The organism is Actinoplanes sp. NPDC024001 (genome assembly GCF_040638955.1).
In the GTDB taxonomy this organism is placed as follows: Bacteria; Actinomycetota; Actinomycetes; order Mycobacteriales; family Micromonosporaceae; genus Actinoplanes.
Window position 1 is genome coordinate 14,144 of record NZ_JBEZZB010000087.1, and the last position, 18,672, is coordinate 32,815.

Below are 18,672 nucleotides of genomic sequence, written 5' to 3' on the forward strand. Positions count from 1 at the left end.
CGGCGCTAGAAGGCTGCAACCGCCTAACGCCAGGTACGCCAGTTGCCCTCAGGTCAAGGGAGTTGACGCATGTCCAGTCTAGGACGATCGCAATCCGGTCTTCCGAAGTTCCTCAGCGTGGCGGAGACGGCTCGTGCTCTCGGCATGTCCGAGATGACGTTGTATCGGGCCATCAGTGCCGGGCAGTTTCCGGCCGTCCGGATCCGTGGCCGCCTGATCGTTCCGTACCGCGTACTCGAACAGCTTGCTGAGGCCGCTGTCTCTGAAAACGGCGCCGTTGACGCCGGTTCCTGGGCTCCAGCTGCCGCGACCGCCGGAGGGGACGCCTGATGCGCGTGGTCGAATCCGCCGCCGGCGGGGTGGTGGCGTCTGTGGTGGCCGTTCTGGTTGCGAGCCGAATCGGAATCAGCATTGACCTGGTGATCGCGGGTGCGGTCGCGTTCCTGGTCGGCTTCCTCATGGTGATGTTGCGGCCGGATCAGCTCGTCGGCAGTCGTAAGAGGTGAGGGCGCCGATGATCTGGCGACTGTATGAGCGGTTGACGGCGAGGCCGTGGAAGGTGACCCGCAGCGTGGCGGTGGAGTTCGGGCCGCCGCCGGGTGCCCGCTACTACCGGCCGAGTCTGACGATGACCGCTGACATGCAGTACCTGGCGACCGTTAGGCATCGGGGGCCGTTGCGGTGATCGATCGTCTGTATGAGCTGGTCACCGGTACACCGTGGACGACGGTGCACAGTGCGGCTGCGGAGTTCGGCTGTCCGCCTGGGGCGTTGTACGCGGAGCAGTTGGCGCAGTACAGCGATGCGGAGCTGATTGCCTACGGGCCGCAGATTCTGGCCGAGATCAAGGCCGGTCGTGGGCGGCGTGCCCCGGAGTTGACCGTCTTCTAGGTCGAGGCCCGGACCGGGTAGCAGCCGGCCCGAACCTCGGAGTCTCATCGTCGCACGGGGCAGCGCATTGCAGGTTGCTCCAGGTGTGTGGCTGGTTGCTCTTGCCCCTCAAGGCCGGGGCCGGCCGAGAACTTCTTGTCGAAGCTGCCGCAAGCGGCAGCCGTCCCTTCCAGGGCTAGCGCCCTGGCTACACCGCCCCGTCTCCCGGTCAAGGGGTCCGAAGCTTCTTGGCCGCCCTTCGGGCCGCTGCGCTCGGCCAAGATCCTTCGGCCTGATCCCTTGACCGCGAGCCTCTCGGGGCGGTGGGGGCGCCAGTAAAGGCGGCGGGCGGTGCCGCCGCCTCGCCCGGGACGGGCGCTAGCAAACCCGCCGTTCTCTCTCGTTTTCGAGGAGGCAGACCGTGATCAAACGCCACGACATTCTCCGCATGGACACGACCGTCTGGCTGGAGCCGCGCACCCTCGCGTGCAACCAGATCTGTTACCAGCGGCCGACGGCCAAGGTCAAAGACACGAGCGGATGGCCGTTCGTGATGGTCGAGGTCGACGGGATCCGGCATCGGGTGCACGCGGACAACCTGTGCCAGAACGACCCCGCCGCCCGGCAGCCGGAACGCAAGACCACTTCGCGGCTGAGTCTGCCGCCCGGCTTCGAAGAGATGCCTCTCTTCTGATCGATGGTTTCAAACCCGGAGCGCGACCTGTGGCCTGGAAAACCTGGCCGCGCCCCGGTCTCCCCTTTCAGCTCTAACCCCTCAAGGAGAGACGCCCATCATGTCCGACAAGTGGCTGAACATCCAGCACACCGAGGTCAAGGACCGCAACCGGCAGCAGCGTCAGACGCAGATGCAGCAGGCGCAGCGCGGCGCCGACGAGCGCCGTAACCGGCAGGAGCGCCGGTCGTGACCCGCCGGCCGAAAGACGAGGCGACGGCACGGCTGATCGCCACGGTCGATTCCGAGTCACGGCCGTACACCGACCGGGCCGCGAAGTACACGACCGCCCGCCGCTACCAGCAGCAGCGCGAGGAGGGCGTGACCCGCAGGCGCTGACGGCGCCCGTGGCCGCCCGGCACTTCCCCGGCCGGGCGACTGCGGGAGCCGCCAGGACGGCGGCCGAGCGAGAGGAGATCCAGCGACATGGCAAGAAAGGTCGGGCAAGTCAACGAGGCGACCGGGCGGGTGGAGAGCCGCACCGTCCACCGGATCACTGAGGTCGAGTGGCCGGTGACCCGGGTGATGACTCGCCGGCAGCGCCTCGCGCGCAGTCTGTGGGGCTGACCGGTGGCGAAGAAGGACGAGATGCCGGACGACGGGTTCACTGATCGCGTCGCGGCGGAGCTGTTGCGGCCCGGTTCGGGGTGGCGCTCTGCGAACGGCCGGACCCGGGAGAACGCGGAACGCGTCGATTTCCGCCTGTGGGAGCGCGAAACGAAGGGCGGTGGCCGCCGATGAACCTGGAGGTCACGACCGGCGGCGACCAGCGGACAGCGCTGATCGACGGGTTGCGGGAACTGACCGCATTCCTGGAGCAGCATCCGCAGGTCCCGCTGCGGCCGCACGCAGAGTTCGCCTACTACGTGATCTGCGACGACGATGCCACCGGCATCGCCCAGGTGGCCGCGGTCGCACAAGCGCTGGGTGTCGCGATGACCGAGACCAGCGGTGCCGCCGTCACGGCCCAGACGACGCATTTCGTGGCACGCCGCGCGTTCGGGCCGATGGTCTACAAGGCCGTCTACGTCAGCCGCCGCGAGATGGCCGAATACCAAGCGCTGATGTCGTACGACGGCGCGATCCGCGCCGCAGCCACCGAAAACCAGTAGTGATCCGAAGGGCCGGGACGAGTAGCAGTCGCCCCGGCCCTCCCTCACCGATCGATCAACCAGCCACGTGGTGGGAGAAGACGACGTGAGTCAGCAGACAGCAATCGCAGAACAGGAAGCGGCAGCCGCCCGCAAGGCGCTGCCGATCGAGGAACGTCGGCAGGCCGCCCGGGTCATGTACGGCGAGTCGGTGACCGCCGGCATCCCGATGAGCGCCGACGAGCTTGGCCGGGCGTTCGCCCGCAGTGAGCGATGGGGACGCGACCGGATCACCGAAGTCCGCCAGCAAGCCGCCGAGCGCGTGGCCGATCTTGCCGAAACTGCCGAAGTTGCCGAGACAACGGAGGAGACCGCAACGGCAGCAGACGTGCAGGTCAGCGACGCTTATGAACCTCACGCTGCGGAGGATCAGCAGGCGATGGAGACCAAGCACGCTGCCGTATCTGGCAGCGGTGTGGCTGTCGCCGAGGCGACGCTCACGCAGCATCGGCGCGTCCGCTGGGCGGTGCGGGCGACCCTCGCCCTGGCCGTGGTCGCGTCGACAGTGGCGAACGTGCTGCACGCACACGACAACCCGATCAGCCAGACGATCGCGGCATGGCCGCCGCTGGCGCTGCTCGCGACGATCGAGCTGATCTCGCGGGTGCCGGTACACCGCCGGCAGCTGGCGGCGGTGCGATTCGCCGCCACCGTGCTGATCGCGAGCATCGCCGCGTGGGTGTCGTACTGGCACATGGCCGACGTGATCAGCCGCTACGGCGAGACCGGCGCAAGCCCCTATCTCATCCCGCTGACCGTCGATGGCCTTGTGGTGGTCGCGTCCGTGTGCCTGGTCGAGCTGGGCAGCCGAATCCGGGCGCTGACCGCGCAGGTGACGAGGTGACCAGCCTCGCCGAGATCGCGCACGTGACGACGCAGGAGGGCAACGTGTGGCGCGAGTGCACCGGATGTGGTGCGACCGCGGCGATGGCGCCGGAAGCCGACCGGTGCGACCGGTGCGCCACGCCGCAGACGTCGGCCAAACCGGCACGCCGACCCCGCGCGGACGCCGGACAGGTCCGGCTCACCGAGCGGGACCTCGCGGTGTTCCGCTGGCTGTCGGACATGAAAGCCATCTACGAGGACGACCTAGCCGCGCTGCTGGCCGCTATGCCCGGCACGGCGTGGAGCGCAGCCGGTCGCCGTCCTTCGGCGTCACGGGTACGGAACATGGTGGCGCGTTGGCAGCGCGGCGGCTACGCCGAGGTTCGCAGGCTCGCCAACGGCATACCGCGCATCGTTCGGCTTTCGCGGGCGGGCGCCGCGATCGTCGGTGTGGACGGCTTCCGGGAAACGTCATCCGTGACCGCCATGCACCAGTGCGAGGTAGCCCGGTTGCGGCTGGTGCTGCAGGGACGGCCTTCACCGTCGCTCGGCACACTGACGCACTGGGAATCGGAGCGCGCCTTCCGCTCCGATCTTGATGCGCTGGGTCTCGCGCGCCGAGGGCGGACCGACCGCGAGCGCGTGCACGTGCCGGACGGGGTGGCTACCTACGAGCGCGGAACCCGGGTTGCGATCGAGGTCGAACGCAGCGTGAAGGCTCCGGTCCGGCTGGCCCGGATCGTCGAGGAGCTGTTGACCAGCTACGAGGTGACGCTGTACGCGGTCGCAAACAACGAGGTCCGCAATGCGGTCGCGGCAGCGGACCGGACCGCGCGCAGGAACCTGACACATCGCCAGGTCAGCAACGACCGGATCGGCGCCCTCTCGATCATCGACCTGCCCCGGGACGCGGCGGGAGGCGACCGATGACCGAGTGGATCCCGGCGTCCGATCCGCCGACGCCGGACGACTCCCACACCTGGGCCAGGCCCTCATCGCCGCCATGCCCCGACTGCGGCTGCTGTTCCAAGGCTCTGTGCGAGCGCGCCATCGAGAAGAGCACGGCCTGCCACTGGGAGGGCAACGGCGCAGACTTCGACCTCAGCCGCTGCCCCTGTTGGCTGCCTGATTCGCCGGCGCGCCGCCGACTCGCCGGCGAGCCGGGAGTGGGGTGATGCGCGCGCTTCGCTGGACCTGCGGGGTGCTGTTCACGCTCGCGCTACCGGTCGGCGCCCTGATCACCGGGCTGGCGTATCTGGTCTTGCGACGCCGCTGGCCGGACCGGCTGGTCGCCGCCTTCCTGGCGACGGCCGGGGCGGCCGTGACGTGGTGGGCGATGGGCGCCGCGGACTATTGGACGGCGTGGTGGCACATCGCCGGGGACCTGTCGCGGCTGTCGGACCGAGAAGCGACCACGGGTGAGTGGCTGACGGTGGTCGGGTTGGGTGTGGCGCTGGGCCCGGCGGTCGGAGGGCCGTTGTGGTTGATCAGCCAGATGCGTCGGGAGCGGTCGCCGTTCAACGGCGCCGATGAGCGCGAGGACCGGATGCTGTGCGAGGAACGCCGCCGCCGGCTAGTCACCCATCTGGCACAGCGTGCCCGGCACACCGGAAGCCGCCCGGTCGCGATCGCCGTGCGATCTCTTTCCGTAGACCTCGGCGACGAGCAAGGGCCGATCGTCGGACGGCGCCAGCGTGGTGACCTGGGCAAGCCGTGGCGCACGCACGGCAGGATCCGGCTGCCCATGCAGCATCCGGACAACCGGCACCTGTTGATCCTGGGCGCAACCGGACTGGGCAAGACCGAGACCGCGCTGACGATCGCCGAGTGGGGCGCCGAACACGGCTACCAGGTCATCTATCTGACCTGCAAGGAGCCGCCGTCGGCCCGCAAGTCCGCCGCGCCGCGGCTGGCCGCGATCGCCGACAAGCACGACTTGCAGTTCCGGACGCTGATGGCACGATCGGCGCCCTACGACCCGATGCGCGGCGAGCTGGCCGAGGTCCGCGACCGGCTGATCCGCATCGAGGAGTGGGGCGACCGGTACTGGGCAGCAGTCGCGAACACCCTCGTCGCGCTGGCCCTGGAGTTGAACGCCGAGCAGGGCAAGACGATCGACGCGTTGCCGGATCTCGTGTATTCGCTGGTCCGCGGCCGGTTGGCGACCCTGGCGAAGAAGTCCTCCGATCCGCGCGTGGGCGAGCTGGTGGACGCGTTCAACTACAGCGATCTCGGTGGAGCGTTGATGCGGTACGCGTCGATGGCGATCCACCTGCGGGGCTGGATCGGCCCGGCCTCGGCGGGCGGCTGGTCGTTCGAGGACACTGACATCGCCTGCATCGAACTGCCCACGGTCAGCCGGCCAGAAGCCGCGACCGCGTTGATGCGGCTGATCCTGCGTGACTTCGGCTCCTACCTGGTCGATCCGCGCCGCCGCCAAGTCGGCCCGGACGGCCGACCGCGCAAAGTGTTGATCGTGATCGAGGAAGCCGGGGCGGTCTCCGGTGATCCAGTGATCGGCCGGGAGTTCGTGAACCAGGTCGAGCGCAACCGCGACGCCGACGCATACAGCGTTCTGACCGCGCAGGACCCGACCGGGTTCGGCGGTGGGCACACCTGGTCGGCGCTGTCCACCAACGCCGTGGTGCTGACCTACCGGCAGAGCGAGCAGGCCGAGCCAGTGGCGAAACTCGCCGGCACCGAGCGGGTCACCGAGGGCGGCGCCGACTACGACAGCGACAACACGCTGAAGCTGCAGGGTGTGGCCCGCAGACAGCACGCGTTCAAGGTGAACCCGCAGATGTTGCGCACCCTCGGCGTGGGCGAGTTCGTGCTGATCAGCGCGGGCCGGTACGCGAAGGTCGCCGCCGCGTTGCCGCGGCTGTCGTTCGGCCTGCCCGACGTGGACGCGGTGAGTTCCGTGATCGCGGCCATCGAGTCAGTGCGGGTAGCAGCCGCAATGCCAAGCCCTGCCAAGCGAGCGGAGCAGGGCGAGCAGACCGAGGACCAGACCGACGCCGAGGCGCCGCCCCCTGGCCGGGGACCGGTCCTGTTCTAGGAAGGGAGAAGGTCATGGGGTTCCGTCGTAGGCCGGTCCAGGCGATCGAGATTCCGGTGTCCGCGCTGTCCGATCCGATGGGGCTGGTCACGGCACTGTCGGCCGCCCCCGTCTGGCGGCCGGCATGCGGGTGTCCTACTGGGACCATGACTAGGTAGACCAGCAACTGTGCGCCGCCGATCTACTGTTGCGTGCCCTCGATCTCGACGAGGTGAGCAACCGGATCGCCACACCTGAAATCAGGAGTGGGTCGCAGTGAGGTTCTCAGGTGGGCGTCTTGTCGTACGTCGGAGTTACCGTGCGCACATGGACAGCTACTCTGATGCTTCTGTTTCCCAGGCAGAGCGCGACGCATCGATGGCCCGCGGGGCCGCAATCGGCTTGGAGGATGCGACCCCCGAGCGGTTCGAGGCGACGATGAAGGTGGTGCTCCTTAGCTACTACGGCGGCGATGCATCCCGCATCGCCGCCGCAGCGGCGGTGTGTCGAGCGAATCATGAAGAGTGCGACACAGCCGGCTGGGACGAGGCCGCCGCTCTTCTCGAACAAGCGCTACAGCGCCTGCATAGCGCCGGCGCGGACGTCGGCGAGGCGGAAAGGACAGCGTTCGTCGCTCGGCTCCGGGAGGAGATGTTCCCCGAGCCGGAGCCGTTCACCTGGCCGGACCGCACGGCCCCCGAACGTGGCCGGCTGCGTCGAGCCTGGGTTCATGCCCGAGTTCGGATGCAACGACAGGCACCGAGGCGCCTTAGTGGCGACGAGGTGCTGCTGCTGCGGCTCGGCCGTGTAATTGTGGGCAAGCTGGTCTACCAGGTGTGCGACCAATGCCGGCGCGGGTACGTGCGTGAGCTGAACGTCTACGAGCCTTACAAAGGTCTGGGACTCGGCTCACGAGTCCTCCGCGTCGCGCGGCGAGGCCGCGCCGGGTACGTATGGCAGACCTCGCCGCAATATCCCACCGCGGGCACCTTTTGGACCGCCGTCGGATACGACGCTGCCGAATCGAAGGGTGTCTGTCCCCACATGGGTAACCCATGACAGCGGTTTGCTAGCGCCCGTTGGGGCGGTGCTGTAGAGGTGATCTCCTCGCGCGGGCAGGCTCCGCCATGCCGCGCCGGACACCCGGCTGCAAGGGGTCGCTTGCGACCGCGCGGAGCGCGGCTTGCCCCTTGCAGCCGGGTGACCGGTGTGGCATCCCTCCGGGTGCCCGCACGAGGAGATCACCGTGACCCGTGGTCGTCTTGCCGATCTCCGAGCCGGGCCGGGGCCTGGGGCGGAGCCCCAGGGTCTTACCGATGAGACGGGCGACCGAAAGAACCCGGCTAGAACCCGGCTAGATCCCGGCGCGCTTGCGCGCCTTTTAGACCGAGTTATTGAGTGGGTTTTGAACCATGTTGTGGCTGCTCACCCGCCCTGCCCAGGGCAGCCCACACCAAACCCCAACCACAATCAAGCTTCGCTATTTGATCGTGGTTGGGGTTTGGTGTGGGCAGGGCAGGGCGGGTGAGCAGTGGGTGGGTGGTGTGGGTGTGGGTGGGTGGTTGAGGTGGGTGGGTTAGTTGCGGTGGGTGGGTGGTTGCGGTTGGGCGACGACGCTTCGCGCGTCGCCAAGATCGGATCGAGCTGCGCTCGATTCAAGGTCAACACCAGGTGGTGGCTGGTGTTTGGTGTGACCTTTCCGTCTCCGTCGACTTGTCCGTTGGTCTTCGACGACGACCGCAAGCGAGCCTGAGGGGGCGGGCTTCTCCACGTTTGATGAGATGTTGTGCGGCTCGTCGGGTTGGTGGGGGTGGTCCCGGTGGTTGATGTCCTGGCTTCCTTTTCGGCCCTGGCCTGCCTGTGTGGCAGTGGCAGTGCGAGCACCCCTGGACGACGCAGAGACATAGTGCTGTCGGGCGGGGACAAGCCCCGCACACCGGTCCTATTTCCCACAGACGCCACCTGTTTGAGTGGCTGGTCCGCTTGAGGCGTGGTGGGTGCGCGCCCCTTCGTTCTTGATCGCCGAGGTGCCGTCTGACGTTGAGCTTGGGCGCGAGGCTCAGCAGAGCCCGCCTATCCAAGCCCGAGGGCACACCGCCGGACGACTAGCTGATTCGCCGTTGCAGGCGACGCGGCATGTTCGACCCCCGACGTTGCGTTCTGTAACATTTCCGACGATACGATGTTCTATGTGTAGCTAAGTGGCTACCCTGCGTGCGTGAACATATTAAGCCAAATTGTTCCCGGACTGCGAGATGCTCGTACACCCTTTACCGTCGGAGTCTTGTGGGCATTGGCCGGCTGGATTGCATGCCAGCTACTTCCGGCTTCAGTTTGGCAGAATGACGAAATTAAAGCGATATCGAAACAATTATCGGCAGTTCCCACTGAATTCCTAATTGGGATCATTCTCACGATAGTGTATATGATTGGCGTGTTTTTGGAAATCCTCGGGCGAACCTTTCGCCGCCTAGTATTTTTTGGGCTAATTGCCGCCATTCTTATCTTCGGAATCTACTCTGTATCGGTAATTACACAACTGCTTTCACGCATCATTCCCCTGCTGTTTCTCATCTTGATCGTTGTGGCGTGCGCCGCGCTTGCCCGCAAGTGGAGATCGGCACCAGATGTCAGCTATCGAGACGCCTTAAACGATACGTTCACCGGGCTTGCGGAAGCTCTTGAGCGGCGCTTCACAGGGTGGAAGCGTGATGCTCAGCAGGCACTAGAAACCGATGGCGAGATTCTCGATGATCTTGTCAGGCTCGACCTGCAGAAGTTCTTTAGGAGCCACGACGCTTTCTTGAGCGAAGCAGTTGAACAGCTCGACTCCGGGCAGACATATGCGGCGGCAAAAGCGTGCGGTGTCACTGTAGATGATGTCAGACGGCAGGCTGGATCTGACAGTGATGTAGTTCCACCTCGTATCAAAACAATTGATGACCTACGACTTTACAGATGGCGCGATGTTCACGTAGCGCCATCCGACCTGAAGCAAATCCTGTCTGAGCGGCTAGCAGAAGACACTGAGTGTCGTGTGGCGTTCGCCGATGCAGTGCTCGACTACTCAAATCTGCGTAGGATTTTGCGGCGGCGAATGGAGACGGCGGACATAGCTTTCCGGGCAGGAGCGCCGGAACTGTACTTGGAATACGACAGGATCAAGGCAGAAGGCGAATTTCGCAAAGCTGTCGGAACACCTTTAGCGGCCGTACTAGCTCTGGCGGCATATAAGTGGCACTTAGTGTTCAATGCGCAGAATGAATTAGTGGTATTTTGGTGGATGTGCGGAGCGGCTGTTGCCGTAGCCGTATTCGTGACTATAGCCGGAACCGAGAGGGAGGTGAAGGCGAGGCGACTGCTGCATGCTGCTGTCGCCGATGAAGTTTTCCCACTGAAGCGTGACGACTATCTGTCCACTGACGTATTCGTATTCCGAAAAGTGGCCGATCCGCCAAAGGTTCAAACATTGCGTCATCGCGCTACGGAAAGTTCTAGGCGGCAACTTAAGGACTGGCTAAATACGCGCCGAAAAAGGCCTCATGGTGTTCCAGAACCTAGCAGGGCTGATGCGGAGGAAAGTGCAGTGCCCTAATCTGGCAGAGCCCAGACTGTTACACCGCATAGGTCCGTGGTCATGGCCGTTCCTAACCCCGTGCGTCGCACCTCCGATTCCTTCCACGAGCACGTCCAAAAGGTACTGGTAAGTGATGCGTGCGATCAAGGTTTCGGATGCCGCATATCACTGCCATCGCACGAAGAGGCGATCCTGCGGTCTCGTATAGATTCTCAACGGGAAGCCGAGAAGTGGGCCGAGGTTGAGGTCTTCGCCGCTGCCTAAGACCTCGAAGCCACGCGCTGAGTAGTAGCTTTCAAGTCCGCGAGCGGCATCAAATTGACCATAGACGACGTGCCAGCCCAGTTGGCGGTATAGCTGAACACACCGCTTGATCATCGCACTACCGATGCCCGTACCTCGGGCGGCTGGACTGACCGCCAAGCCTTTCAGTTTCACTACAGTCTGTGCCGCGACAAGGACGTTCAGCATGTTTACGCCTTTGTCGAGGGCGCCGTGGAGCACCCGAGCCGGCGGTAGTGCAAGGAGCGAAGCTTGGATTTTCTGGTCTTCGTCAACGGCACTAAAAGTATCGATAGGGAAAGAAAGGCTCCGCGAGTGCCGTCTTCCCGCAGGGCCTGCATGGTTTCACGAAGTACACCGTCGCTAGCGTTGTTTAGGCCGCTCAGGAGGGCCTTAGCCATCCAAGGACTACAACCGAGTATCTCGGCTTCCTGGTCCAAGGTGGGTTCGGCGAGTGTGAGGAGGCGCGCGGCGGCTGGCACGTCCGCTACCTGGGCTAGCCCGATCCGACATCGGTTTGGTGCTGGCAGCCCACGCAACAACGCCGCCGCCGTGATCGGAGGGCGTCAGGCGCGCGTTGCCAGACGGCTTGCGAGATCTGCTCTTCGGCACGTCGCTGCCTCCCGACCCTTATCGCCAACTTTGCCCATAGTGACGTTGTGACTACCTTCTGTCTATCGGCATTCGGACTTCCGTCGCGCCGGGACATCGGCCAGCTAGTGTCGATCGGCCACGCGACCAGCGGCGGGTAGCGGAGCGTTGAACCGCGCGGCGTTGTGGCACATGTCGTGGCACGAAATGCTGGAACATGGAGTCCTTAGAGCCTGTGGAGCCACGCGGAGGATGGCTATAGCTCCAGGTGGACGACGTAGGCCACTCCGTCATGGCGAAGGTACTGGCACAGCTGGCAGCGGTGCACCTGGCCGCCGCGGGAGCGCTGGCGACCTAGCGCGTGCGCGCGCCGGACGCGGAGGCCGGTAGGCCTCCCCGCCTCACATTCGTACGCTTAGGTTCATGGCCGCAGCCGCGTCGTTCGTCGTCAGCCTCGTTGCGTTGGTAGTCAGTCTCGCCAGTCTCGGGGTGACCCTGTACAACAATCGGCGAGCCGATCCCCTCATTAGCGTTGAACTGTCTTCGGTCGGACTTGCGGGAGCTGGTCCCGCGATCCAGGTCAGAGTGATCAATAAAGGTCGGGCGGCTGCACGGGTGGACTACTGGGGGATCACCGACCTGCGGTCCGGCCATCAGATCTCGTGGGCGTTTTTCATCGACCCCAGCCTGATAGCCGCCGGCGATCCGGATCAGGTACCCGGGGCGCCCACGGTTATCCCAGCGCATGACAGTCGTCCGTTCTTCATGCCAAAGCAGAAGCTCCGCGAGGCATTGGACGCGATGGGTAGCCCAAACCCGCGAATCCAAGGACGAGTCTCGATGAGTACCGGGCGATGGCATCTGAGCCGGAACGTCATCGACCTGTGACTCCTGCCCGAATGGGCCGATCAGACCTCCACGCTGCCCTAGTCCGTGGAGCCACGTGTGGAGCGAACTACCGGCTAACTGTGACTCCTAAGCCCGTGAAGCGACGTCGCTTACGTCTATAGCCGCTGGTAGACGGCGTGGAACTCAGCGTAAAAGCCCCTTCTAATCCGTTGGTCAGACCTTAAGCGCAGCGGTGCGACACTCGGGATCCGTCATTCGGCAACCGACGAGGCCGACAATGAAGTACCTAGTAGATGGGCCAGGCGTCGCCATCATGGCCCTTCCTGGCCCGTTGGTCACACTCGCCCGCCGGTGTCCGCTGTGGGCGAGGGGCGCCATGACACGAGTCATGACGCGAAGCTGTGTTGGCCGCTGAGGGCGATTCGGCTCAAGTCAGCGCCGATGATGGCGTAGTCGCACGTAGAGGCTGTAGGCGACCGGGAAGCGTACGCTCATAATCCCTCGGTCGCGGGTTCGAGTCCCGCCCGCCCCACGTTCAAGACGCGGCTTTGGCCTGCGGCTTCTTGGCGGTTCGGGGATTGCTGTGCGTGTTCGCCGATGCTGTCCCGGCGGTTTGTGAGCCCGAGGTGAGCCCGGCGGTGCGTTTGCCCTTCTGGCGAGGGATCAAGCGGGCCGCCGCCTCAGCCGCTTCCCGCGCCACTTCCGGCAGGACGCTGGTGTAGGTGTCCGAGGTCAGCATGAGCGTGGAGTGGCCGAGCATCTCTTGGACCACCTTCATATCCGTGCCGGCCGCCAAGGCGACTGTCGCTGCGCCGTGCCGCAGGTCGTGAAGCCGGATCGGTGGCAGGCTGCTCAGTCGCACCAGGCGGTCGAAGTGATCGGACAGCCAGTCGGGCTGTAGCCATTCACCCGTGGCTTTCGTGAACACCCGGCCGCTGTCCACCCATACATCGCCGGCTGCCAGCTGCGCTTTCTTCTGTCGGGCACGATGCTTCCGGAGAACCGTGCTTGTCTCCGCGTCGAGGGCGACGACCCGGTGCCCGGCGTCGCTCTTCGGCTCGCTTTCCATGACCCCGCCGCCGTTCTCTTCGACGAGCTGAGTTGCGATCGTGACGGTTCCCGACTTTAGGTCGACGTCCTCCCACCGGAGCCCGCATGCCTCGCCACGGCGAAGGCCGCGTAGTGAGACGAGATGGAACAGGGCGTACAGCTCGTCTTCCGCGACGAAGTCGAGGAACTCGCCGACCTGAGCCGGGGTCCAGACCATCACGGGCGACGGCTTCTCGCCGGTCCGGGCGAAGCGGGCCAGACGCTCCTCGGTCCACACGAGGGCCTTGGGCCGGCGTACGGGGTCCAGCTCCACATGGGCGGCCGGGTTGAACGTGATGATCTCCTGCGTGATCGCCGCATTCAGCGCGGCCCGCAGCGTCGCCCGGATGTGCATTCGCGTCGTCGGCCCGGTGACGCGCCGGAAGGGCGGCATCTCCGCCAGCGCGGTCCGCACGGCTGCGCGAGGTGCCCTGCCCCGTGTCGTCTTCAACTCCGCGACAGCGGCATGGCGGAGCGCGTTCGCTTCCTCAATCTCGATGTTGCGTTCGGCGATCGCGTTGAACATTTCGGTCAGGTCCGCCACGCGTAGGCGGTCGAGCCGGATGTGGCCGATGCTCGGTTTCAAGTGCAGTCGGATGTCTCGCGCGTATCGGTTGATCGTGCTGCGCCGGATCTTGCGACCAGCTATCCAGGTGTCCAGCCACTCGCCGACGGTGATCCGCGCGGTCAGCGATTGGCCGCTCCGGAACTTGCGGCGTGTCTCCTCCGGGTCGGGCAGTAGCTCGCGGGACGAGTTCAGGTGCTCCAGGAGGTCGCCCATGCGCTGACGGCCGACTTCGTCGTCAGCGTCAGGGATGGCGAGCAACGTGCGGATCCGGTCGAGGTCGGCTTGCGCCTCGGTCGAGGTGGGATAGCCGGAACGACGGAAAGTGCGTCGCTCGCCGTCCGCACGCGGCGGGAGTTCTTGCCGGACACTCCACGTGCCGTGCCGACGTTGATTGAGCTTCGGGCAGGACCGCCCGAGTTGCTTGCCGGTGCCTTGATCGCGGCAGGCACAGCGGCGGAATACTGATCCCCTCAAGATATGTACCTCCGATTCGAGGAAGTGGTACCAATAAAGGTACCGCTTCCCGGGCCTGGGATGGACGGATGACAACGAGGCGACGACGTGTGGTTGAGGCGGCTCAAGGATTGCCGCCCCTGCCCGGTGATGAGAAGCGAGACCAGCAGGTGAAGATCAGGCTCTTGGCGAGCGAAGTAGACCGGCTGAAGGCGATGCGGCCCGATCTCACACCTGCCGGGATCGTTGCTCTCGTGGTCGATGACGTCCTGGCCGGCCGCTACCGACCGGCCTGGGCTGTTTCAGATACCGAGTAGTTCCCGCAGGGCGGATACGGGCACGACGTAGCTGCGTCCGACACGGATGACTCGCACCGGGAAGTCACCGTTCTTGGCGAGGGCGTAGGCCTTGCTGCGGCCGACGTTCAAGATGGACGCCGCTGTTTCGATATCGGTGGTGAGCCCCAGCTCGCGGACAGCCTCCGCGGTCCAGCGCGTTCGCCTCAGGACGCCTCACCGCCATCCGCGACACGGCGGGCTCGCAGGTCGTCGGCGATGCCGTCGGCGAACATCGCCTGTCCTGCGGTATGGCCGGAGTGGCTGTAACTCCAGTGCTTCTCGGTGACGGCGTCCTCGGCGTGCGGCGGCTCGCCGTGGTGGAGGCGGCGATGGTCGGCGCGGGCCGCGCGGAGTGCGGTGTAGGTGGTGGAGTAGCGGCGACTCTTGGTCGCGGTGTGACCCCGGTAGCCGAGCTGGTGTGCCCAGCGGCGGAGGTTCATCGGCTGGTGTTCCTGCCGGCCGCCGAGGATCCAGCAGGTGCGGATCATGGTGCGGGTGTGTTCGGTGACCGGCAGGATCGCGATCGTGGCGAGGTCGCGGACGGGCCGGTCCACGGTGACGCCGGTGACTTCGGGTTTGCTTACGTACTTGGCGATGTAGGAGCCGACGGCGCGTTCGGTGAGGTCGTCGCCGGTGTGGCCGGGTGTGATGGGCCGGATGTCGAGCTGGGTGCCGAAGCGCAGCACCGTCGTGGTGCCCGGCACGGTGAACGAGACCCGCCGGGTGGCGGTCCGGATCGTGCGGATGAGCAGCCCGGTCGAGGCCCACGCCGGTGGCGGGTCAGCGTGGCCGTCCGGTCCGTCGAACCGGATCACGGCATGGAAGTGGATCGTGCCGCGTCGCTGCCACTCGGCGACCTTGGCGTAAGAGACGCGCACGCTGCGGCGGATAACGCTGCGGGGGACGCCGAGTGTGCTGGCCAGGTCCTCGTAGAGGTTGCGGTTGAGGCGTTGCCACAGGTCGCGGGTGTGGGCGTTGAACAGCACCGCGGCCTCGTAGTGGTAGCAGTCCGGGCACAGCGGTGAGCCGATGATGGGATCGCTGTCGCCGTGCAGGTCCGTGCAGGCCAAAGACCGGCCGTGTGGACAGATCGGGGCGTTTTTGCGGTGACGGCAGAGTCCGCCGCTGATGTGGCGGTGGACGGCGCCGAAGCTGGGGGCGGTGAAGGTGGCGAAGGCGCGCGGGTGGGTGCGGACGGTGTCGGGGACGTTCTTGCCGCCGGCCAGGCCAGAAGCGATGAGGTGGTAGGTGTCGCCCTGGTGGAGGCGGGCGCAGGGTTCGCAGCGGGAGAGGCGTGAGTTGCCGCAGGCGATGGTGAGGCGCTGGTGGGGTTGGGTTTCGGAGGTCAGCGCCGCCAGCAGTCTGCCGGTGCTGGCTTCGATGACGTGGGTGTGGCCGGTGAGGTGGATCGGGTGCTGGCAGCCGCCGATGTGCTCGATGCGGGCCAGCCATGCCCGAAAGTCAGGGTGGGTGGCGGTGGTCAGGACTTCGCGGTCGGTGAACGACAGAGCGTCGTGGTTGCTGTACATATTTAGACCTCCTTGTTCGGACCCGGCCCGGCCGAGTGATCGATGTGGCCGGGCGGGTCTCGCGGGCATTGGTGAACATGGGGTCCTCCTTTCTCCTGTCGGGGTTGGCGTCCGGGCTCAGTTGAGCCGGTTCGTCAGAGCAGGGCGGGGTGGTCGATGCCGGGCAGGCTGGGTGCGAGGTGTGCGGTTGCCTCGATCGCGGCGTCGAGGGCTTCGGGTGGGAAGTTGATCGATCGGGCGCGGATCCAGCCGAAGACGTCGGCGGTGGTGATGGCCACGCCTTTCTCGTGGGGGCTGATGTGTTGGACGGCTTCGACGGCGTCGGGGTAGAGGTCGCCGAGGGTCATGACGGCGGTTTCCTTGTCGTTGACCGCGAGGCAGATCCGGCCGCCGAGTTGGGCGCGTAGCGCGGTCACGCCGTTGCCGAAGTCGGAGCCGACCCGTTGGCCGGCGATGACGAGGTGGATGCCGAGGGCAGCGCCGAGCTGGGCCAGGCGTAGGAGGTTCGCGGTCGCGTTGTGGGCGAGCTCTTTGTCTTCGCGTGAGGCGACGAGGTAGAGCTCGGCGAGTTCGTCGACGATGATGATCACCGGGGCGGGGCGTAGCGCTTTGGGGAGTAGCCAGATGCTGCGTTGCCGGTGCTGTCGGCACAGCTGCATCCGGCGGGTGGCCTCGTCGCGCAGCCGCTCCAGCAGGATCGCGGCTTGGCGACGGTCGGTGGCGAGGGCGGACAGGCGGGGTGCGTGGGGGCCGAGTTCCATGCCGCCTTTGCAGTCGATGCCGACCAAGGCGATCGGCCGGGTCGCCCACTGCGAAACCGCGGTGTTGATGAGGGTGGACTTGCCGGACTGGGTGGCTCCGGTGATCAGCCAGTGCGGGAAGGTGCCGAGATCGATGGTCCAGGGATCGCCGTCCTCGCGGTTGCCGACCGTGGCGACCAGGTCGTCCATGGTCGCAGCCTCGCCGGGCTGCTGGAGTGCGGCGCGGTGCAAGTAGTGGCCGAGGCTTTCCGGGATTCCCCTCAGCGGGTCGTCGTTGATGATGGTCACCGCGACCCGGCCGCGTCCGGACGCGTTGATGCGGACCGCGTGGACGCGCCAAGCGTGCGCCATCGCGTCGGCGGCGTCGATGAACTGCTGTGGTCGCTGTCCGGCGTTGAAGGAGATCAGCGCGGTCGCGCCGTTGCGGCGTGGCCGGACTCGGAACAGCAGGGGCAGGATCGGCCGGCCGTTGGGGCCGTATCGGGGTCGGGCAGGCGTGGTGGTAGGCCGGTCGAGGGCGGTCAGGTTCGCGTTCAGGCACAGTCGCTGCCAGGACCGGGCCATGCGCAGCCGCAGGAACCAGAACCCGTACAGGTACCACCACGCTGGTGGCGCTGTCCGGGCCAGGGCGATCCCGGCGATGGCCCAGGCGGTCAGCAGGCTGGCGGCGAGGATGGCGTACGGGATCAAGATGTAGCCGAGGTCGGCGAGGTGTTCGAGCTGAAACTCAGGGACGGTGCCCGGCCCTGCGGAAGGCGATGGGGTAGGGGCCATCAAGCCTCCGTCTTGACGCCGCGGGACGGCTTGGCGGTCTCGGACGGTCGGGGGTAGATCGACGCGGCGCGGTAGGACAGGCCGTGGCGGCCCTCGATCTCCCACAGCGACACGTCGAGTTCGGTGAGGCCGACCATGGCGCCTTCGGTGACACCGGTCGGCTCGGCGGCGGTCTGGACGTCGATGACGGACGCCTTGCGAGTACCGGCACGCCGCAGCGCTATACCGGTCACCCACAGGGTGTTGCCGTCACGGTCTTTGCGGACCTGGCCGTCCATGTCGGTGCGCTGTTCCGGGGCGGAGACGCACATCAGGCCGGTCAGGCGGGTCAGGCGGGTCAGGTCGATCGGGATGTTGCTCTGCATGAACATCAACTCCTGGGTTTGACGGATTCGCCGTTCGCGCGGATGCGAAGACGGCGATGGTGCACCACAACGAGCGGGGGTAATCACCGACCGCGGCTGTGGCCGGGCCGCGGTCGGGGCCTCGGCGTCCGGGTCTCCGAAAGGCGCTGATCAGCAGGCCGGGGAAGCGCCTGGCTGGATCGCGGGAGACAGATCGGGGCCGATGGCGTGCGTACAACTTTCCCTACTTGGTCAAGAAGGGCAGACCGGGAGCAGGGAAGAGGGACGGGGCGGGGAGGGGGCTGCGGCCTGCGGCCGGTCCCCCTCCCGCCCGCAGGAGCGGGACGCAGGGCGGACCGACGGCGACAAGCACGGCAGACCCCGGCTGATCGATCTCGGGAGAACGGACTCGGACCCGATCAGGGCCGGTCTGCTGCGGCGGTGACTCCACCACTGGTGGCGGCCGCAGCCGGCTACGTCCTCGCGCGCCGAACGATCAACCTGGAGACGGCATCCTCGAAGACGAAGATCACCGCCTCCCTTGAGCAGGGGAAGGCCTCGCTTTTCACCACGAACTTGATCAGGTGGGATCGAGTGCTATGAGGCGTCGCTACCCAGCAACATTCGAAGCCTCCTCTCTCGCGACGCTCCGACCCATCGAAGTGGGCCGTTGTATCGCTGCCCTAACAGAGTACGAATTCCCGGCCGCTCCGCAACCGGATGAACGGGAAGCCGTCCCGCCAAGTCTGGCCCACCTACCCAACTGAGTGCCCGAGCGTGATGATCCGTGTTGACCAGTCCGCGCCCGTGCTGCCGAATCCGCCGAGAGGCAGCTCAGAAAAGAATGGGCCATTTGATGAAGTGCCCAACACGGGTAACTGGCGCAAATCTGACTGGATCG

22 protein-coding genes are annotated in these 18,672 nt (G+C 66.1%); 16 read left to right on the forward strand and 6 right to left on the reverse strand.

The features are described from left to right. The first annotated feature begins 69 nt into the window (after positions 1–69). The 15 genes from AB0F81_RS29715 to AB0F81_RS29785 all read left to right on the forward strand — a co-directional run bounded on the left by AB0F81_RS29715 (position 70) and on the right by AB0F81_RS29785 (position 10,211). Positions 70–330, forward strand: a complete 261-nt coding sequence (locus tag AB0F81_RS29715; protein ID WP_360202514.1) for a helix-turn-helix domain-containing protein — start codon at positions 70–72, stop codon at positions 328–330. Further along, positions 330–506 (forward strand): hypothetical protein, encoded by a 177-nt coding sequence (locus AB0F81_RS29720; protein ID WP_360202516.1) that lies wholly within the window; start codon positions 330–332, stop codon positions 504–506. The genes AB0F81_RS29715 and AB0F81_RS29720 overlap by 1 nt, the downstream gene beginning before the upstream one ends. 8 nt (positions 507–514) lie before the next feature. Then, positions 515–685, forward strand: a complete 171-nt coding sequence (locus tag AB0F81_RS29725) for a hypothetical protein (protein ID WP_360202517.1) — start codon at positions 515–517, stop codon at positions 683–685. After that, positions 682–891, forward strand: coding sequence for a hypothetical protein (locus AB0F81_RS29730; protein ID WP_360202518.1), 210 nt, complete (start codon positions 682–684; stop codon positions 889–891). The genes AB0F81_RS29725 and AB0F81_RS29730 overlap by 4 nt, the downstream gene beginning before the upstream one ends. Positions 892–1,318: 427 nt before the next feature. Continuing rightward, a complete protein-coding gene (locus AB0F81_RS29735; protein ID WP_360202520.1) occupies positions 1,319–1,564 on the forward strand; it encodes a hypothetical protein in 246 nt (81 codons plus the stop codon). 100 nt (positions 1,565–1,664) lie between these two features. Continuing rightward, a complete protein-coding gene (locus AB0F81_RS29740; RefSeq protein ID WP_360202522.1) occupies positions 1,665–1,796 on the forward strand; it encodes a hypothetical protein in 132 nt (43 codons plus the stop codon). After that, entirely contained in the window at positions 1,793–1,942 is a 150-nt protein-coding gene (locus tag AB0F81_RS29745) for a hypothetical protein (protein WP_360202523.1), read from the forward strand. The genes AB0F81_RS29740 and AB0F81_RS29745 overlap by 4 nt, the downstream gene beginning before the upstream one ends. Before the next feature lie 87 nt (positions 1,943–2,029). Further along, a complete protein-coding gene (locus AB0F81_RS29750) occupies positions 2,030–2,170 on the forward strand; it encodes a hypothetical protein (protein ID WP_360202525.1) in 141 nt (46 codons plus the stop codon). A gap of 3 nt (positions 2,171–2,173) precedes the next feature. After that, a complete protein-coding gene (locus tag AB0F81_RS29755; protein ID WP_360202527.1) occupies positions 2,174–2,344 on the forward strand; it encodes a hypothetical protein in 171 nt (56 codons plus the stop codon). After that, a complete protein-coding gene (locus AB0F81_RS29760) occupies positions 2,341–2,715 on the forward strand; it encodes a hypothetical protein (protein WP_360202528.1) in 375 nt (124 codons plus the stop codon). The genes AB0F81_RS29755 and AB0F81_RS29760 overlap by 4 nt, the downstream gene beginning before the upstream one ends. Before the next feature lie 85 nt (positions 2,716–2,800). Beyond that, positions 2,801–3,598 (forward strand): DUF2637 domain-containing protein, encoded by a 798-nt coding sequence (locus AB0F81_RS29765; protein WP_360202530.1) that lies wholly within the window; start codon positions 2,801–2,803, stop codon positions 3,596–3,598. Beyond that, entirely contained in the window at positions 3,595–4,509 is a 915-nt protein-coding gene (locus AB0F81_RS29770) for a hypothetical protein (RefSeq protein ID WP_360202532.1), read from the forward strand. Before AB0F81_RS29765 ends, AB0F81_RS29770 begins: the two co-directional genes overlap by 4 nt. 244 nt (positions 4,510–4,753) lie before the next feature. Further along, positions 4,754–6,637 (forward strand): hypothetical protein, encoded by a 1,884-nt coding sequence (locus tag AB0F81_RS29775; protein WP_360202534.1) that lies wholly within the window; start codon positions 4,754–4,756, stop codon positions 6,635–6,637. Positions 6,638–6,943: 306 nt separating this feature from the next. Then, positions 6,944–7,675: a hypothetical protein gene (locus AB0F81_RS29780; RefSeq protein ID WP_360202536.1), complete on the forward strand. Its 732-nt coding sequence runs from the start codon at positions 6,944–6,946 to the stop codon at positions 7,673–7,675. A 1,159-nt stretch (positions 7,676–8,834) separates the two neighbouring features. After that, the gene (locus AB0F81_RS29785) at positions 8,835–10,211 is read left to right on the forward strand and encodes a hypothetical protein (protein ID WP_360202538.1); all 1,377 of its coding nucleotides are present in this window, start codon (positions 8,835–8,837) and stop codon (positions 10,209–10,211) included. 147 nt (positions 10,212–10,358) lie between these two features. On the opposite strand, the gene AB0F81_RS29790 is transcribed toward AB0F81_RS29785, so the two are convergent. Continuing rightward, the gene (locus tag AB0F81_RS29790; RefSeq protein ID WP_360202539.1) at positions 10,359–10,664 is read right to left on the reverse strand and encodes a GNAT family N-acetyltransferase; all 306 of its coding nucleotides are present in this window, start codon (positions 10,662–10,664) and stop codon (positions 10,359–10,361) included. An 825-nt stretch (positions 10,665–11,489) separates the two neighbouring features. Between AB0F81_RS29790 and AB0F81_RS29795 the strand changes: the two genes are divergently transcribed. Further along, positions 11,490–11,954 (forward strand): hypothetical protein, encoded by a 465-nt coding sequence (locus AB0F81_RS29795; protein ID WP_360202541.1) that lies wholly within the window; start codon positions 11,490–11,492, stop codon positions 11,952–11,954. A 496-nt stretch (positions 11,955–12,450) separates the two neighbouring features. Here AB0F81_RS29795 and AB0F81_RS29800 read toward each other — a convergent pair whose 3' ends face one another. The 5 genes from AB0F81_RS29800 to AB0F81_RS29820 form a co-directional block, all read right to left on the reverse strand. Continuing rightward, positions 12,451–14,046, reverse strand: coding sequence for a tyrosine-type recombinase/integrase (locus AB0F81_RS29800; protein ID WP_360202543.1), 1,596 nt, complete (start codon positions 14,044–14,046; stop codon positions 12,451–12,453). Positions 14,047–14,327: 281 nt separating this feature from the next. Further along, complete coding sequence (locus tag AB0F81_RS29805) at positions 14,328–14,531, reverse strand: helix-turn-helix domain-containing protein (protein WP_360202562.1); 204 nt, start codon at positions 14,529–14,531, stop codon at positions 14,328–14,330. Next, complete coding sequence (locus tag AB0F81_RS29810) at positions 14,528–15,892, reverse strand: replication initiator (protein ID WP_360202544.1); 1,365 nt, start codon at positions 15,890–15,892, stop codon at positions 14,528–14,530. Before AB0F81_RS29810 ends, AB0F81_RS29805 begins: the two co-directional genes overlap by 4 nt. 134 nt (positions 15,893–16,026) lie before the next feature. After that, positions 16,027–17,427 carry an FtsK/SpoIIIE domain-containing protein gene (locus AB0F81_RS29815; protein WP_360202546.1) on the reverse strand — a complete coding sequence of 467 codons (1,401 nt, stop codon included), beginning with the start codon at positions 17,425–17,427 and terminating at the stop codon, positions 16,027–16,029. Further along, entirely contained in the window at positions 17,427–17,792 is a 366-nt protein-coding gene (locus AB0F81_RS29820) for a hypothetical protein (protein ID WP_360202547.1), read from the reverse strand. The genes AB0F81_RS29815 and AB0F81_RS29820 overlap by 1 nt, the downstream gene beginning before the upstream one ends. Positions 17,793–18,672 lie beyond the last annotated feature (880 nt).

What these genes read in the sequence shown, in the direction of transcription:
- AB0F81_RS29775 (WP_360202534.1), top strand. Translation starts at nt 4,754, where the DNA reads ATGCGCGCGCTTCGCTGGACCTGCGGGGTGCTGTTCACGCTCGCGCTA.
- AB0F81_RS29795 (WP_360202541.1), top strand. Translation starts at nt 11,490, where the DNA reads ATGGCCGCAGCCGCGTCGTTCGTCGTCAGCCTCGTTGCGTTGGTAGTC.
- AB0F81_RS29725 (WP_360202517.1), top strand. Translation starts at nt 515, where the DNA reads ATGATCTGGCGACTGTATGAGCGGTTGACGGCGAGGCCGTGGAAGGTG.
- AB0F81_RS29760 (WP_360202528.1), top strand. Translation starts at nt 2,341, where the DNA reads ATGAACCTGGAGGTCACGACCGGCGGCGACCAGCGGACAGCGCTGATC.
- AB0F81_RS29820 (WP_360202547.1), bottom strand. Translation starts at nt 17,792, where the DNA reads ATGCAGAGCAACATCCCGATCGACCTGACCCGCCTGACCCGCCTGACC.
- AB0F81_RS29715 (WP_360202514.1), top strand. Translation starts at nt 70, where the DNA reads ATGTCCAGTCTAGGACGATCGCAATCCGGTCTTCCGAAGTTCCTCAGC.
- AB0F81_RS29790 (WP_360202539.1), bottom strand. Translation starts at nt 10,664, where the DNA reads ATGCTGAACGTCCTTGTCGCGGCACAGACTGTAGTGAAACTGAAAGGC.
- AB0F81_RS29810 (WP_360202544.1), bottom strand. Translation starts at nt 15,892, where the DNA reads ATGTACAGCAACCACGACGCTCTGTCGTTCACCGACCGCGAAGTCCTG.
- AB0F81_RS29750 (WP_360202525.1), top strand. Translation starts at nt 2,030, where the DNA reads ATGGCAAGAAAGGTCGGGCAAGTCAACGAGGCGACCGGGCGGGTGGAG.
- AB0F81_RS29780 (WP_360202536.1), top strand. Translation starts at nt 6,944, where the DNA reads ATGGACAGCTACTCTGATGCTTCTGTTTCCCAGGCAGAGCGCGACGCA.
- AB0F81_RS29735 (WP_360202520.1), top strand. Translation starts at nt 1,319, where the DNA reads ATGGACACGACCGTCTGGCTGGAGCCGCGCACCCTCGCGTGCAACCAG.
- AB0F81_RS29740 (WP_360202522.1), top strand. Translation starts at nt 1,665, where the DNA reads ATGTCCGACAAGTGGCTGAACATCCAGCACACCGAGGTCAAGGACCGC.
- AB0F81_RS29815 (WP_360202546.1), bottom strand. Translation starts at nt 17,427, where the DNA reads ATGGCCCCTACCCCATCGCCTTCCGCAGGGCCGGGCACCGTCCCTGAG.
- AB0F81_RS29720 (WP_360202516.1), top strand. Translation starts at nt 330, where the DNA reads ATGCGCGTGGTCGAATCCGCCGCCGGCGGGGTGGTGGCGTCTGTGGTG.